15 protein-coding genes are annotated in these 14,605 nt (G+C 66.4%); 6 read left to right on the top strand and 9 right to left on the bottom strand.

Going from position 1 to position 14,605, the window contains the following annotated elements:
• Positions 1–373: 373 nt before the first annotated feature.
• Positions 374–1,300, bottom strand: a complete 927-nt coding sequence (locus B4I46_RS18650) for an iron-sulfur-binding ferredoxin reductase (RefSeq protein WP_275728552.1) — start codon at positions 1,298–1,300, stop codon at positions 374–376.
• Positions 1,293–2,405 (bottom strand): GGDEF domain-containing protein, encoded by a 1,113-nt coding sequence (locus B4I46_RS18645; protein WP_054914813.1) that lies wholly within the window; start codon positions 2,403–2,405, stop codon positions 1,293–1,295. The genes B4I46_RS18650 and B4I46_RS18645 overlap by 8 nt, the downstream gene beginning before the upstream one ends.
• 283 nt (positions 2,406–2,688) lie before the next feature.
• Here B4I46_RS18645 and B4I46_RS18640 point away from each other — a divergent pair, with 283 nt between their 5' ends.
• Positions 2,689–4,212, top strand: a complete 1,524-nt coding sequence (locus B4I46_RS18640; protein WP_043862119.1) for a fumarate hydratase — start codon at positions 2,689–2,691, stop codon at positions 4,210–4,212.
• Between the two features lie 111 nt (positions 4,213–4,323).
• Here B4I46_RS18640 and B4I46_RS18635 read toward each other — a convergent pair whose 3' ends face one another.
• The 4 genes from B4I46_RS18635 to B4I46_RS18620 all read right to left on the bottom strand — a co-directional run bounded on the left by B4I46_RS18635 (position 4,324) and on the right by B4I46_RS18620 (position 7,674).
• Positions 4,324–4,905, bottom strand: coding sequence for a DJ-1/PfpI family protein (locus B4I46_RS18635; protein WP_286901288.1), 582 nt, complete (start codon positions 4,903–4,905; stop codon positions 4,324–4,326).
• A gap of 41 nt (positions 4,906–4,946) precedes the next feature.
• The gene (locus B4I46_RS18630; RefSeq protein WP_054914815.1) at positions 4,947–6,104 is read right to left on the bottom strand and encodes a phospholipase D-like domain-containing protein; all 1,158 of its coding nucleotides are present in this window, start codon (positions 6,102–6,104) and stop codon (positions 4,947–4,949) included.
• A gap of 1 nt (position 6,105) precedes the next feature.
• Positions 6,106–6,687 (bottom strand): YceI family protein, encoded by a 582-nt coding sequence (locus tag B4I46_RS18625; protein WP_043862116.1) that lies wholly within the window; start codon positions 6,685–6,687, stop codon positions 6,106–6,108.
• A gap of 93 nt (positions 6,688–6,780) precedes the next feature.
• Positions 6,781–7,674, bottom strand: coding sequence for an acyl-CoA dehydrogenase family protein (locus tag B4I46_RS18620; protein WP_043862115.1), 894 nt, complete (start codon positions 7,672–7,674; stop codon positions 6,781–6,783).
• Positions 7,675–7,807: 133 nt separating this feature from the next.
• On the opposite strand from B4I46_RS18620, the gene olsB reads away from it, so the two are divergent.
• Both olsB and B4I46_RS18610 read left to right on the top strand, forming a co-directional pair.
• The gene (gene olsB, locus B4I46_RS18615) at positions 7,808–8,563 is read left to right on the top strand and encodes an L-ornithine N(alpha)-acyltransferase (protein WP_043862114.1); all 756 of its coding nucleotides are present in this window, start codon (positions 7,808–7,810) and stop codon (positions 8,561–8,563) included.
• A complete protein-coding gene (locus B4I46_RS18610; protein WP_286901285.1) occupies positions 8,563–9,348 on the top strand; it encodes a lysophospholipid acyltransferase family protein in 786 nt (261 codons plus the stop codon). The genes olsB and B4I46_RS18610 overlap by 1 nt, the downstream gene beginning before the upstream one ends.
• On the opposite strand, the gene B4I46_RS18605 is transcribed toward B4I46_RS18610, so the two are convergent.
• A complete protein-coding gene (locus B4I46_RS18605) occupies positions 9,324–9,914 on the bottom strand; it encodes an ACP phosphodiesterase (RefSeq protein WP_043862112.1) in 591 nt (196 codons plus the stop codon). The two genes, B4I46_RS18610 and B4I46_RS18605, sit on opposite strands and share 25 nt — an antisense overlap.
• Positions 9,915–10,073: 159 nt before the next feature.
• Between B4I46_RS18605 and B4I46_RS18600 the strand changes: the two genes are divergently transcribed.
• Genes B4I46_RS18600 through B4I46_RS18590 form a run of 3 tightly spaced genes read left to right on the top strand, consistent with a single transcriptional unit; the run spans position 10,074 to position 12,629 of the window.
• Positions 10,074–10,376 carry an ArsR/SmtB family transcription factor gene (locus B4I46_RS18600; protein WP_043862111.1) on the top strand — a complete coding sequence of 101 codons (303 nt, stop codon included), beginning with the start codon at positions 10,074–10,076 and terminating at the stop codon, positions 10,374–10,376.
• A 13-nt stretch (positions 10,377–10,389) separates the two neighbouring features.
• A complete protein-coding gene (locus tag B4I46_RS18595) occupies positions 10,390–11,559 on the top strand; it encodes an MFS transporter (RefSeq protein ID WP_078479537.1) in 1,170 nt (389 codons plus the stop codon).
• A gap of 20 nt (positions 11,560–11,579) precedes the next feature.
• Entirely contained in the window at positions 11,580–12,629 is a 1,050-nt protein-coding gene (locus B4I46_RS18590; RefSeq protein WP_043862109.1) for an alkene reductase, read from the top strand.
• Positions 12,630–12,738: 109 nt separating this feature from the next.
• Here the strand turns inward: B4I46_RS18590 and B4I46_RS18585 are convergent, their stop codons facing one another.
• Both B4I46_RS18585 and B4I46_RS18580 read right to left on the bottom strand, forming a co-directional pair.
• On the bottom strand, positions 12,739–13,563 hold the full coding sequence (locus tag B4I46_RS18585) for an ATPase (RefSeq protein ID WP_196932591.1): 825 nt from the start codon (positions 13,561–13,563) through the stop codon (positions 12,739–12,741).
• 39 nt (positions 13,564–13,602) lie between these two features.
• Complete coding sequence (locus tag B4I46_RS18580) at positions 13,603–14,598, bottom strand: NAD-dependent epimerase/dehydratase family protein (RefSeq protein WP_043862107.1); 996 nt, start codon at positions 14,596–14,598, stop codon at positions 13,603–13,605.
• Positions 14,599–14,605: the final 7 nt, after the last annotated feature.

The following is a 14,605-nucleotide window of genomic DNA, read 5'->3' as shown; positions in this document are numbered from 1 at the left end:
AATACAGACGCCGAGGGCCCCTTCCGCTCTTACAGCGGCTTACTTTTTTCTTGGAAAAAGTAAGCAAAACCGCTCCGTCCATCATCAGGCCCTACGCTTCGCTACGGGTCCCCTCCCTCCGGCGCCGCTCCGGGGGCACGCGACCCGAGTTGCAAGCAACTCTAACAGTCGCTCGCTTCGGCTAACGCCGAAGGGGCTTCGCCCCGCCCCCTGCACGACACCTCCACTCGGCCTTCTGGGGGACGGAAGATCAAAATCAAAAGCAGATCAAGATCAAGATCAAGATCAAGAGCCAGAGCCAGAGCCAGAGCCAGAGCCAAGGCCAGCGCAAACGCCGCAGGAGCCTGCAGTACCTCCTTATGGGAATAGGAGCTCAGGCATGCCCCACGAATACATCCGCAAACAGCTGATTACGCGGCAACCCCGCCAGAAACATCCCACGCGCAAACCGCTCCACACTCGACGCAGAGCCACAAGCCAGCGCAATCGTCTGACGCGATGCCAGACGCATCGGCCCCAACTCCTCCGGTATCAGCAACTGCACCTCCACCTGCGGGTACCGCCGCGCCAGGTCATCCAGCTCCCGCTGCAGGTAATGCCCACCCGCCTCGCTCGCCACATGCACCACCCTGATCGCCCCCTGATGCTCCTGACGCAGCGCCTCGCGCACAATCCCCCACAGTGGCGCCAGCCCGGAACCCGCCGCCAGCAGCCACAACGGCCGGGCCTGCCAATCCGGATCGTAATGCAGCGCGCCACCGCGCAACTCCCCCAGGCGCACCAGGTCGCCCACCTGCAACCCCTGCGCCGCGCTGCAGAACGCCCCGGCATGCCGGCAATCCAGGTGAAATTCGAGCCATTCATCCTCGCCTGGCACGCTGGCCAGCGAATACGGTCGCGCAACACCCTGCGCGCTCCACAGCACCAGATGCTGCCCCGCCTGATAACGCAACGGCCTGTCCGGTTGCAGGCGCAGGCGCAGCACCTGCGCGCCCAGCCAGTCCAGCGCAACGACCCGCGCCGGCGCCCCATCGCGCACCGGGTCGAACACCGCCACCTGCAGGTCACTCTCGACCCGGCACTGGCAGGCCAGCCGCCAGCCCTCCAGGCGCTTGCCTTCGCTCAGCGCATCGGGCCTGGCATCACCCGGCACACCCGCCAGACAGCGCACCAGGCATGCATGGCAGCTCCCCGCCCGGCAGCTGTAGGGCACGCCCACGCCAGCCTCGTTCAGCGCATCCAGCAGGTTGCTGCCCTCGGCCACCTGCCAACTGCGCTCACCTACGCACAACTCAGGCATCCACCACCTCCCAGGCCGGCACACAGCGATTTCGGCCACTGCGCTTGGCGCGGTACAGCGCCTGGTCGGCACGGTGCAATGCATTGTCCAGGTCATCCTCGGCTGTCAGCAGGGTCATGCCGACCGACAGGCTCAAGGGCCCCACCTGCCCCTGCATCGCCGCCGAGGGCAACGCACCAAAGGCCTGACGCAGACGCTCGCAGCAATGTTCCAGGGCCTGGGCCGTGCAATCGGGCAACAGCAGCACGAACTCCTCGCCGCCATAGCGGGCCAGCACCGCGGCGTCGCACAGGTGCTCGCTGGCAACCTGGGCAAAGGCCTGCAGTACCCGGTCGCCGACCGCATGCCCGTGGGCGTCGTTGATGCGCTTGAAATGGTCCAGGTCGATCAGCGCCAGACCATGCCGGCTCCCCATGGGCATGCTGGCCAGGGCATCGCTGGCCAGGCGCAGAAAATGCCGGCGGTTGAACAGGCCGGTCAGCTCGTCGGTGGCCACCAGTTCCTCCAGTTGCCCCATCATGCCGCGCAAGGTGTCCTGGTGCGCCTGCAGGGCGATGCGGCGCTGGCGCATGCGCTGGCGCGAGGCCTGCACGTAGCGGGCATACAGGCACAACCAGCACAGCACCACGAACAGCGTGCATACCTGCAACGCCGCCAGCGCCGGGTCCGACAGGCGCCCGTTGCCCCACTCCCACAGGTTCAGGCCGAGAAAGCTGCACAGCACCACCAGCGCGCAGCGGGTGAACGAACGGCCGTTGAGGTGGAACAGGCCGAACATCAGGATCAACGGGTACAGCACCAGGAAGGTGCCACGGGCCTGGTCCAGGTTGGCCAGCAGCCAGGTTTGCCAGGCCGCTGCCAGCAGCACCTGGAACTCCGTGAGGCTAGGGTCGCGCCAGCGCAGGTTGACACCACTGGCAAACACCCAGCCCAGCCACGCCAGGTTGAGCACCAGCAGCACACTGCTCGCGCCGATGACCGGCACCGGCGCCTGCACATGCCCGCCCAGCACGGCGACCCAGGCCAGCAGCAGCACCAGCAGGTAACTGCCGGCAGCCAGCAGGAAACGCTTGAGAAGAAGCTTTTGCAGAGCGGTTTCGGTCACGGGTGACTCACCAGGCAGCCGAGCGGCAGCGGTTGTGACGGGGGGCAGTCGGTACTGTAGGACGTGTTCGAAATAATTGCCACGCAAAAACAGTGCCTGGCAGCAGGCGACCATGGTTGGCCGCACTGGCGCGTGTACCGGCAGGCGATGCGCGCTATACTGCCGCGCCTTTTTGCGTCGGCCACTGCGTGTCGGCGCGCCTTGAAAGGTCATTGCGACGCCTCGGCCCGTGAACGTCGCGATACCTTAATGAATGTTCCCGTCTTTAAGAGGAGCGCGCTGCATGACCGTGATCAAGCAAGACGACCTGATTCAGAGCGTTGCCGACGCCCTGCAGTTCATTTCGTACTACCACCCCGTCGATTTCATCCAGGCCATGCACGAGGCCTACCTGCGTGAAGAGTCGCCGGCTGCGCGCGACTCCATCGCGCAGATCCTGATCAACTCGCGCATGTGCGCCACCGGCCACCGGCCGATCTGCCAGGACACCGGTATCGTCACCGTGTTCGTGCGCGTCGGCATGGACGTGCGCTGGGATGGCGCGACCATGAGCCTGGACGACATGATCAACGAAGGCGTGCGTCGCGCCTACAACCTGCCCGAGAACGTGCTGCGCGCCTCGATCCTGGCCGACCCGGCAGGTGCCCGCAAGAACACCAAGGACAACACCCCGGCCGTGATCCACTACTCGATCGTCCCTGGCGACAAGGTCGAGGTCGATGTCGCGGCCAAGGGCGGCGGTTCGGAAAACAAGTCGAAGATGGCCATGCTCAACCCGTCCGACTCGATCGTCGACTGGGTGCTCAAGACCGTTCCGACCATGGGCGCCGGCTGGTGCCCGCCGGGCATGCTCGGCATCGGTATCGGCGGTACTGCCGAGAAGGCCGCGGTGATGGCCAAGGAAGTGTTGATGGAGTCCATCGACATCCACGAGCTCAAGGCCCGTGGCCCGCAGAACCGCATCGAAGAGATCCGCCTGGAACTGTTCGAGAAGGTCAACCAGCTGGGCATCGGCGCCCAGGGCCTGGGCGGCCTGACCACCGTGCTCGACGTCAAGATCATGGACTACCCGACCCACGCGGCCTCGTTGCCGGTGTGCATGATCCCCAACTGCGCAGCCACCCGTCACGCGCACTTCGTGCTCGATGGTTCCGGCCCTGCAGAGCTGGAAGCACCGTCGCTGGACGCCTACCCGGAAATCGTCTGGGAAGCCGGCCCGTCGGCCCGTCGCGTCAACCTCGACACCCTGACCCCGGAAGACGTGCAGAGCTGGAAGCCGGGCGAGACCATCCTGCTCAACGGCAAGATGCTGACCGGCCGCGACGCCGCGCACAAGCGCATGGTCGAGATGCTCAACCGTGGCGAAGAGCTGCCGGTGGACCTCAAGGGCCGCTTCATCTACTACGTCGGCCCGGTTGATCCGGTGCGCGAAGAAGTGGTTGGCCCGGCAGGCCCGACCACCGCAACGCGGATGGACAAGTTCACCCGTCAGATCCTGGAGCAGACCGGCCTGCTGGGCATGATCGGCAAGTCCGAGCGCGGCCCGACCGCCATCGACGCGATCAAGGACAACAAGGCCGTGTACCTGATGGCCGTGGGTGGCGCTGCCTACCTGGTGGCTCAGGCGATCAAGAAATCCAAGGTGCTGGCATTTGCCGAACTGGGGATGGAAGCGATCTACGAGTTCGACGTGAAAGACATGCCGGTGACCGTTGCGGTCGACAGCAATGGCGAGTCGGTGCACATCACCGGGCCTGCACTGTGGCAGAGCAAGATCGCGCAAAGCCTGGCAGTGGAAGTGAAGTAAGCGCCAGCGCTACAAGCTGAAAGCTGAAAGCTGAAAGCGGCAAGGGAGTGATCCCTTGCCGCTTTTTTGTTGCCTGTACCGGCCTCTTCGCCGGCACGCCAGCGAAGGCGCTCAGAGGGTAATGCGCGTCCCCAGCAACCCCAGGAACCCCGCCAGCCACGCCGGGTGCGCAGGCCAGGCCGGCGCACTGGCCAGGTTGCCCTGCACATGCGCCGCCGTCACCTCGATCTCGACGTAACTCCCACCTGCCAGGTGCACCTCCGGCGCACACGCCGGGTACGCACTGCACTCGCGCCCCTCCAGCACCCCGGCCGCCGCCAGCAGTTGCGCCCCATGGCACACCGCCGCAATCGGCTTGCCCGCCTGGTCGATGGCGCGCACCAATTGCAGCACCTCTTCATTCAAGCGCAGGTACTCCGGCGCACGCCCGCCCGGGATCACCAGCGCGTCGTAGTCTTCGGCACGCACCTGGGCGAAATCGAAGTTCAGGCCAAAGTTGTGCCCCGGCTTCTCGCTGTAGGTCTGGTCGCCCTCGAAGTCATGGATGGCGGTACGTACCGACTGCCCGGCCGACTTGCCCGGGCACACCGCATGCACCGTGTGGCCAACCATCTGCAGCGCCTGGAACGGCACCATCACTTCATAGTCTTCGACGTAATCGCCGACCAGCATGAGAATCTTTTTCGCTGCCATTTCGTCAACTCCTTCTGATGCGGGGGAAAATCGAAAGAACCTCAGTCGCGCCGGTCCAGCAGGTTGACCACCACCCGGTCCAGCCAGCCCCAGATACGCTGTTTCACACGCCGCCACAGCGGCCGCGCCTGCCAGTCGTCCAGGTCGACCTGGCGGCTCAGGGCAAAGTCGCGCTCGAAGCTCGCCACCACGTCGGCGGTCAGTTGCGGGTCGATGGCCTCGACGTTGGCCTCAAGGTTGAAACGCAGGTTCCAGTGGTCGAAATTGCATGAGCCAATGCTCACCCAGTCGTCCACCAGCACCATCTTCAGGTGCAGGAAGCATGGCTGGTATTCGAATATCTTCACCCCTGCCCGCAGCAGGCGCGGGTAATAGCGATGACCGGCATAGCGTACCGAAGGATGGTCGGTACGCGGGCCGGTCAGCAGCAGGCGCACATCGATGCCCAGCGCGGCCGCGCGGCGCAAAGCCCGGCGCACCTTCCAGGTGGGCAGAAAATACGGCGTGGCCAGCCAGATACGACGCTTGCCGCTGATCAGCGCGCGCACCAGCGACTGCAGGATGTCGCGGTGCTGGCGGGCGTCGGCATAGGCCACCCGGCCCAGGCCCGGGCCTGCAACCGGCACCCGCGGCAGGTGCGCCAGGCCGAAATGGGTGGGTGGGCGCCACGCGGTGCGGCGCAGGTTGGAACGCCACTGGCGATCGAACAGCATCTGCCAGTCGGCCACCAGCGGCCCCTGCATCTGCACCATCACCTCGTGCCATTCGCTGACCGGCTCGCCCGGTGTCCAGAACTGGTCAGTGACCCCGGTACCGCCGACCACCGCCCAGGCCTGGTCCACCAGCAGCAGCTTGCGGTGGTCGCGGTACAGGTTGCGCAGCCCCCGGCGCCAACGCAGGCGGTTGTACCAGCGCAACTCAACGCCGGCGCCCAGCAGGCGCTGACGCAGGCTCAAGGTAAAGGCCAGCGAGCCGTAGTCATCGAACAGGCAGCGTACCCGCACGCCGCGCTCGGCGGCCTGCACCAGCGCCTGCACCATGGCCTCGGCACACGCCCCGGCCTCGACCAGGTACAGCTCCAGGTCGACCTGGTGCTCGGCACCCATGATCGTCTGCAGCATGCGCGGGAAGAACTGCGGGCCGTCGATCAGCAGTTCGAACTGGTTGCCGGCACGCCATGGAAACACCGGCCCGGCCATTTCAGCGCGCCGTGAAGATCAGTACCGCACCCACCGGCACCGACAGGTTGATCGACTGCAGCCCGGCGAGCTTCTGCAACGTCTTGAGGCCGGGCAGCAGGTCGAAGTGATCGGCGCTCAGTACCAGCGGCTCCAGGGTCACCACCTGGAAGCGCCGCTCGTCGAGCCGGGTGGCGAGCAACTGCGCGTTGTAGCTGTGGGTCTTGCCGTGCAGGTTGACGGTCACCGGCAGGCGCAGCTCGACCTGGGCACCGTTGGCCAGGTCGTTGATCGGACGCAGGTCGATCTGCGCCTGGATGGTCGCGTCGGGGTATTTGGCCACCTCGAACAGGTCGTTGCGCATGCGCTCGTCACGCAGCGGGATGCCGCTGCTGACCGAGTCCATCTCGATCTGCAGCTCGGCCGCACCCTTGCGATCGACCTTGCCATGCAGCACCAGAAAGCGATGCACCTCGGACACGTTGCCGTTCTTGCTGGTGATGAACGACAGGCGCGACGATTCGCCGTCCAGGTGCCAGTTGGCCTGGGCAGGCAGGCTCGCCAGGGCCAGCAGGGCGAGAGCGATTCGGGGCAGGCTGAACATGCAGGTTCCTGAAAGCGTAAAGCCGCCAACATTACCCGCCTGCCCGCACGGCAGCAAGCGACAGCCTGTGGCCATGCGGGCAGCCCGGCAACCTCAGGCCAGCCCGCTGCCGGCCCATGCCTTGGCCAGGCGCCTGGCCCGCGCCGCGCTGGCGATCTGCAGGATGCCCTGGTCGCGCTGCCACAGCTCGGCCCAGGGCCCCGGCGTGCTCGTCAGCGCCTGGTCGAGCTCGCCGCTCAGTTGCGAGAACTGCGCGAACAGGCCGCCCAGCAACAGGTGGAACGCCGCCGAATCGGCGCATTGCCGGCTGCCTTCGGCACACCCGGCCAGCAGCCCGATCAGGCGCAGCAAAAGCCCCTGCGGCCAGGCATTGGCGCGGCCTACCCCGTACAGCCAGGCGCTCAGGGCGCTGAGCACGTACAGGTCTTCCAGCGAGCGGAACGGCTTGACGTAGGCATCCCAGCCGTCACCGGCCAGGCGTTCGCACAGGGCCTGTTCAAGGTGCAGGCGGGCATGCCCGACCTCAGGCATCAACGGCAGGCTCGGCAAGGGCTCCACGCGCACACCCGGCTCCCCCGGGTACACCACCGCCAGGCTCAGCCGAGGCGCCTGGCCCGGTGCTTCGCAGCGCGCCGCCACCAGCAGCCAGTCGGCGTCCGGCCCGGCGGTGACGAAGTCCTTGCTGCCGCTCAGGCGCAGCGTGTCGAGCGCCAGGCGCATGCCCATGTCGGCGGCGCGCACGCTGCGCCGCTCACTCGCACACAGGGCGCCGAGGCCCGCCGGAGCGCTGGGCCACAGCACGCGCAAGGCGGCCTGGTAGCCCACCAGAAACGCCAGCCCCGGGGTCGGCATGGCTTGCCCGCCCAGCACTGCCAGCTCGAACGGGCTGACCGTGCCCAGCTGCTCCAGCAGGCTGGCGTAGGTGTCACCCAGGTTACCGGTTGCCAAGGGCGGAATGGGGTCGTTGAGTCGCTGCAGCCAGGCCATCGGCGTGCTCCTTGAGGGCTGTCATACAAGCATCACCAAAGCTTCATGGGGGTGACACCGCGTCTACCTAGGCTGAGCTTGCACAACATAGTCGACCGGCCGCAACCCCATGGCTGGCTTATGGAGACTCGCAATGACCCTGACTGCATGCCCTGGCGACACCCGTAACGAACGCCGTCTGCAGGCCGAGCGCCTGGTCGGCCCCGCGGCGCTGCACGAAGCCCAGGCATTGCGCTTTCGCGTGTTCAGCAGCGAATTCAAGGCCAGGCTCAAAGGCGCCGAACACGGGCTGGACATGGACGACTACGACATCCACTGCCAGCACATCGGCGTACGCGACCTCAACAGCGGGCACCTGGTGGCCACCACCCGCCTGCTCGACCACCAGGCCGCCAGCAGCCTGGGGCGCTTCTACAGCGAAGAGGAGTTCAGCCTGCATGGCCTGGGCCATCTGCAGGGCCCCATCCTTGAACTGGGGCGCACCTGCGTCGACCCGGCCTACCGCAACGGCGGCACCATCGCGGTGCTGTGGGGCGAGCTTGCCGAGGTACTCAACGAGGGCCGCTACAGCTACCTGATGGGTTGCGCCAGCATCCCCATGCAGGACGGCGGCGTGCAGGCCCACGCGATCATGCAACGCCTGCGCGAGCGCTACCTGTGCACCGAGCACCTGCGCGCCGAACCGAAGAACCCGCTGCCCAGCCTGGCACTGCCCGGCAACGTCATCGCCGAGATGCCGCCGCTGCTCAAGGCCTACATGCGCCTGGGCGCCAAGATCTGCGGCGAGCCGTGCTGGGACGAAGACTTCCAGGTGGCCGACGTGTTCATCCTGCTCAAGCGCGACGAGCTGTGCCCACGCTACGCCCGCCACTTCAAGGCGGCGGTGTGATGCAACGCCTGCGCGTGAATGCGCGAATCGTCCGGGTGCTGCTGGTGGTGCTGTTCGGGCTGGGCATGGCCAGCCTGTTCAGCCTGTACGAGCGCCTGCACCTGAGTACTCCCGACGACCGCCGCCAGCGCTGGTCGCAACTGTTCATGGCCCGGCTTGCCCGGGCCTTGCCGTTCAAGGTCACGGTGATCGGCAACCGCCCGCAGCAACCGATGCTGTGGGTCAGCAACCACGTGTCGTGGACCGACATCCCGCTGCTGGGCATGCTCGCGCCGATGTCGTTCCTCTCCAAGGCCGAGGTGCGCCAGTGGCCGGTAGCCGGCTGGCTCGCGCTCAAGGCCGGCACCCTGTTCATCCGCCGCGGCGGCGGCGACAGCCAACTGCTGCGCCAGCAGATCGCGCGCCACCTGCAACAGGCCTGCCCGGTGCTGATCTTCCCCGAAGGCACCACCACCGACGGGCGCAGCCTGCGCACCTTCCACGGGCGCCTGCTGGCCAGCGCAATCGACACCGCCACGCCCGTGCAACCGGTGGCCGTGCGCTACCTGCGGGGCGGCAAACCCGACCCCATCGCGCCGTTCGTGGGCGATGACGACCTGCTCTCGCATCTGCTGCGCCTGTTTGCCCACGACTGTGGCGAGGTGCAGATCCACCTGCTGGCGCCCATCCAGAGCGCCGGCCAGGAACGTGCGGCACTGGCGTTCAATGCCCAGCTGGCGATCCACACGGCGTTGTTCGGCGCCCAGCCGGTGGCCCAGCCTCAGCGCCGCGCCAAGGCGGCCTGAGCGTCGGCCGCAAAACCCTGCAGTTCGGGGTAGAAGTGGCGAAAGTCTTCCATCAGCGGGCCGTACAGCGCCTGTACCTCCTGCATCGCGCCTGCCATACCCTCGGGGCGGGACAGGCGCCGGGCGATACCGTTGAACACCTGTTCAAGCACCGCGAACTCGCGGTACGAGCCCAACCAGTCGTCCGCCGCCATGTACGGCGCAATCTGCGCCAGGCGCCCGGGCAGCTCGGGCTCGGCCGCCAGCACCTGGTACACGCGCCCGGTGAACTGGCTCAGCGGCTGCCGGGCATAGTCGTGCCAGTGCAGCGCCAGGCAGTGGTCGAAAAACACATCGAGGATGATCCCGGCATAACGGCGCCGCTCACGCGGAAAACGCGCCAGCGCCGCCAGTACCCGCGGGTGGCTGTCGGTGTACACGTCGATCTGGCGGTGCAGGCGGATGGCGGCTTCCAGCGGCTGGGCAAAGCGCCCCTGCAACGGCCCCTTGACGAAGTCGCCGTACAGGCTGCCGAGCAGTTGTTCGGGCTGCTGGCCGCCCAGGTGAAGGTGTGCGAGGTAGTTCATAGGCCGCAGTCTAGCACCGCTTGCCCGCTTGAATATCGTTATAACCCGATATAGCGATTCATACGCACGACAGAACCAAATCATATTTGTATATCGCGAAATACCGATTTATATTTCGCCCCATCGCGATATAACGCTATACCCACCACGAGCCCACCCATGCCTCTTGATCTCGACGAAATAATAAAAGCCCTGGCCCACCCAGTACGGCGAGAAATCCTGAACTGGTTGAAAGACCCGCAAGCCTGCTTCCCTGACCAGCACCACAGCACCGAACACGGTGTGTGCGCCGGGCAGATCGACCAACGCTGCGGCCTGTCGCAGTCCACGGTCTCGGCCCACCTGGCCACCTTGCAGCGCGCGGGGCTGATCAGCAGCCAGAAGATTGGCCAGTGGCACTTCTTCAAACGCAACGAGGAAACCATCCAGGCCTTCCTCCAGCAGATGAGCCAAGAGCTCTGACAAGGACCTTGCAATGCCCCTTTCGCTGTTGATCCTGGCGCTGAGCGCCTTCGCCATCGGTACCACCGAGTTCGTCATCATGGGCCTGCTGCCGGATGTGGCAAGCGACCTGGGTGTGTCCATCCCCGGTGCCGGCTGGCTGGTGACCGGCTACGCGCTGGGCGTGGCCATCGGCGCGCCGTTCATGGCCCTGGCCACCGCCCGGCTGCCGCGCAAGGCCGCACTGGTGGCGCTGATGGGGGTGTTCATCATCGGCAACCTGCTGTGCGCCCTGGCCACCGACTACAACGTGCTGATGTTTGCCCGCGTGGTCACCGCGCTGTGCCACGGCGCCTTCTTCGGCATCGGTTCGGTGGTGGCGGCCAACCTGGTTCCGGCCAACCGCCGCGCCTCGGCCGTGGCGCTGATGTTCACCGGCCTGACCCTGGCCAACGTGCTGGGCGTGCCACTGGGTACCGCGCTGGGCCAGGTGTACGGCTGGCGCTCGACGTTCTGGGCAGTGACCGTGATCGGCGTGATCGCGCTGATCGGCCTGATCCGCTTCCTGCCGATCAAGCGCGACGAAGAGAAACTCGACATGCGTGCCGAGCTGGCTGCGCTCAAGGGCGCCGGCATCTGGCTGTCGCTGTCGATGACCGTGCTGTTCTCGGCCTCGATGTTCGCCCTGTTCACCTATGTGGCGCCGTTGCTGGGTGATGTCACCGGCGTGTCGCCGCGCGGCGTGACCTGGACCCTGCTGCTGATCGGCCTGGGCCTGACCCTGGGCAACATCCTGGGCGGCAAGCTGGCCGATCGTCGCCTGGCCGCCACGCTGATGGGCGTGTTCGCCGCCATGGCGGTCATCTCCACCGCCCTGAGCTGGACCAGTACCGCGCTGATTCCGGCCGAGATCACCCTGTTCCTCTGGGCCACTGCCGCGTTCGCCGCCGTGCCGGCCCTGCAGGTCAACGTGGTGAGCTTCGGCAAGGCGGCACCGAACCTGGTGTCGACCCTGAACATCGGTGCCTTCAACCTGGGCAATGCGCTGGGCGCCTGGGTCGGCGGCACCGTGATCGACCAGGGCCTGGGCCTGACCCGCGTGCCCCTGGCGGCAGCGGCGCTGGCCGTGCTGGCCCTGATCGTCACCCTTATCACATTCAGCCAGGGCGGCAACAAAGCCGAACTGGCACCTGCCACTCACTGATTGCCACGAGGTTCACGCACATGACAACGCTATTCGACCCGATCACCCTCGGCGACCTCGAGTTGCCCAACCGCATCATCATGGCCCCGCTGACCCGCTGCCGGGCCGACGAAGGCCGCGTACCCAACGCGCTGATGGCCGAGTACTACGTACAGCGCGCCAGCGCCGGGCTGATTCTCAGCGAGGCCACCTCGGTGACCCCGCTGGGCGTGGGCTACCCCGACACACCGGGCATCTGGAGCAACGACCAGGTGCGTGGCTGGACCAACGTGACCAAGGCGCTGCACGGTGCTGGCGGGCGCATCTTCCTGCAACTGTGGCACGTGGGACGCATCTCGCACCCGCTGTACCTGAACGGCGAAACGCCGGTTGCGCCGAGCGCGGTGCAGCCCAAGGGGCATGTGAGCCTGGTGCGCCCGATCACCGAATTCGTCACCCCGCGCGCGCTGGAAACCGAGGAAATCGCCGACATCATCGAGGCCTACCGCGTCGGTGCCGAGAACGCCAAGGCGGCCGGCTTCGACGGTGTGGAGCTGCATGCGGCCAACGGCTACCTGATCGACCAGTTCCTGCAGAGCAGCACCAACCAGCGCACCGACGAATACGGTGGCTCGCTGGAGAACCGTGCACGGCTGCTGCTGGAAGCGACCGATGCGCTCATCGACGTGTGGGGCGCACAGCGCGTGGGCGTGCACCTGTCGCCACGGGCCGACCTGCACGACATGGGCGATGCCAACCTGACCGAGACGTTCACCTACGTGGCGCGGGAGCTCGGCAAACGTGGCATCGCCTTCATCTGTGCGCGTGAGCGAGTGGCCGAAGACAGCATCGGGCCGTTGCTCAAAGAGGCGTTTGGCGGGCCGTACATCGCCAACGAACGCTTCGACAAGGCCAGTGCGAATGCTGCCATTGCCAACGGCACGGCCGATGCGGTGGCCTTCGGCGTGCCGTTCATTGCCAACCCTGACCTGCCGGCACGGCTGCAAGCGGATGCACCGCTGAACGAGCCACGGCCTGACACGTTCTACTCCAAGGGCCCGGTCGGGTACATCGATTACCCGGTGATGTAAGCGTCGGCTCTGTCGCGGGTCAAGCCCGCTCCCACAAGGGTATCGGTGGTCTGCAGACAGCCACTGTACCGGTGGGAGCGGGCTTGACCCGCGGTAGGTTCACAGCGGATCAGGGCTTGGCGTTGATCTGCCGCTGCAGGTTCTGCACCTGGCTCTGCAAGGTAGTGAGGTTGCGGGTCACCTGCCCGCGAAACGCATCGAACTCCGCCGTCGAGGCACCCGCCCCGGCAGCCACCGCCGGGCGATTCTCCTGCTCGCTCTTGAGCACGATCAGGTCCTGTTCCAGGCGCTGGATCGCCGCCCCCGGATCCCCCTGCTTCTTCAGTGCGGCAATCTCCGTCGACAGGCTCTTGAGCTGCGCATCGACCTTACCGGTATCAGCCTGCGCCGCCTTCACCGCAGCCAGCTCCGTGGCCACAGCCTTGAGTTGCGCCTGCAATTGGGCATTGGTCGCCTGCTGCTCGCCAACCTGCGCCAGGGCCTGCTCCAGCCGCTTGCCCAGGTCACCCTGCTGCCCGGCTACGCCCTGCTGCTGCTTGCTCTGCTCGGCGAGGCTGGCCTGCAACTGCTTTATCTGCAGCTTCAATGCCTCGCTGCCGGTGCTGACGCTCGACTCGCTGGCCGCCACCTTACCGCTGATGTCCTGCAGGCGCCCGGCAGCTTCTTCACTGATGCGCGCAAAGCTTTCCTGGGTGGCCACCAGTTGCTGCTCCATCAGCGAAATCTGCTGGAAGCTCCACCAGCCAAGCCCGGCCAGGGCGATGAACGAAGCGCCCACCAGTGCCCACAACGGCCCGGTGGCCGCCGGCTTGCGCGGTTTGCCGCGCACGGCGGCCACCCGTGCACCTGGCGCCGGGGCAAAGTCGTCATCATCGCGACCGCCGGCCTTGAGGCTGGGTACATCATCGAAATCGTCGTGAGCATCGTTGCGCATGGATCAACCGCCGTGAGTGCAAATGAGCGCCAGTATAAGTCAGTGGCCGCCGTGCTGGGCCTTCCACCAGCCGCAGAATTCATCCAGCGCCGCCCACAGGCTGACCTGCGGGCGGTAGTCCAGTTGCTGGCGGGCGCGGCTGATGTCCAGGGTGAAATCCTTGTTCATCACCTGCACCGCCAGGCGCGACAGGGTCGGTTGCGGACGGCCCGGCCACAGCAGGCAGGCCCCCTCGTTCAGCGCGCCCAGGCCGTAGGCCAGGCCACTGGAGCGGTAGCGCGTGACCTGGGGCAGATCCATGCGCCGCATCACGTAATTGATCACGTCCCACAGCGGCAGCGGGTGGCCGTTGCTGATGTTGTAGGCCTGCCCGAGCGCGTCGTTGCCAGCCAGCACCGCGTTGATCAGCGCCTCGTTGAGGTTCTGCACGCTGGTGAAGTCGACCTTGTTCAAGCCGTTGCCGATGATCGCCAGACGGCGTTTCTGCTGCATCTTGAGCAGGCGCGGGAAGATGCTCACATCCCCTGCCCCGGTGACGAAGCGCGGGCGCAGGGCCAGCACTTCCAGGCCGAACTCCTGGGCACCGAAAACCTTCTGCTCGGCCAGGTACTTGGTGGTCGCGTAGGCATCGTGCAGGCGCCGCGGCACCTGCTCTTCGGTCACCCCCAGGCGCGAGCGCCCGTTCCAGTAGATCGACGGCGAGGACAGGTGCACCAGGCGACGAACGTGTTCCTTCAGGCACGCCTCCACCACGTTCTCGGTGACCACCACGTTGCCCTGGTGAAAGTCCTGGTAGCGTCCCCAGTTGCCCACCGCACCGGCGCAGTGCACCACGGTTTCGACGCCTTGGCAGACCCGCCGGGCCAACTCCGGGTCGCCCAGGTCCCCCGGAATGAACTGGGCGCCGCGGCGCACCAGGTGCTCGACGCCTTCGGCCCGCCGGCCATTGACCCGTACCTCCATGCCCTGCTCCAGGGCAAAGCGTGCAAAGCGCCCGCCAATGAAGCCGCTTGCGCCGGTGACCAGAATTCGCATGAAGCAC

The organism is Pseudomonas sp. UBA7500, assembly GCF_002478435.1.
Classification (GTDB): domain Bacteria; phylum Pseudomonadota; class Gammaproteobacteria; order Pseudomonadales; family Pseudomonadaceae; genus Aquipseudomonas; species Aquipseudomonas palmensis.
The sequence above is the reverse complement of the archived record's forward strand: the minus strand, read 5'-3'. Positions and strand labels throughout refer to the sequence as shown.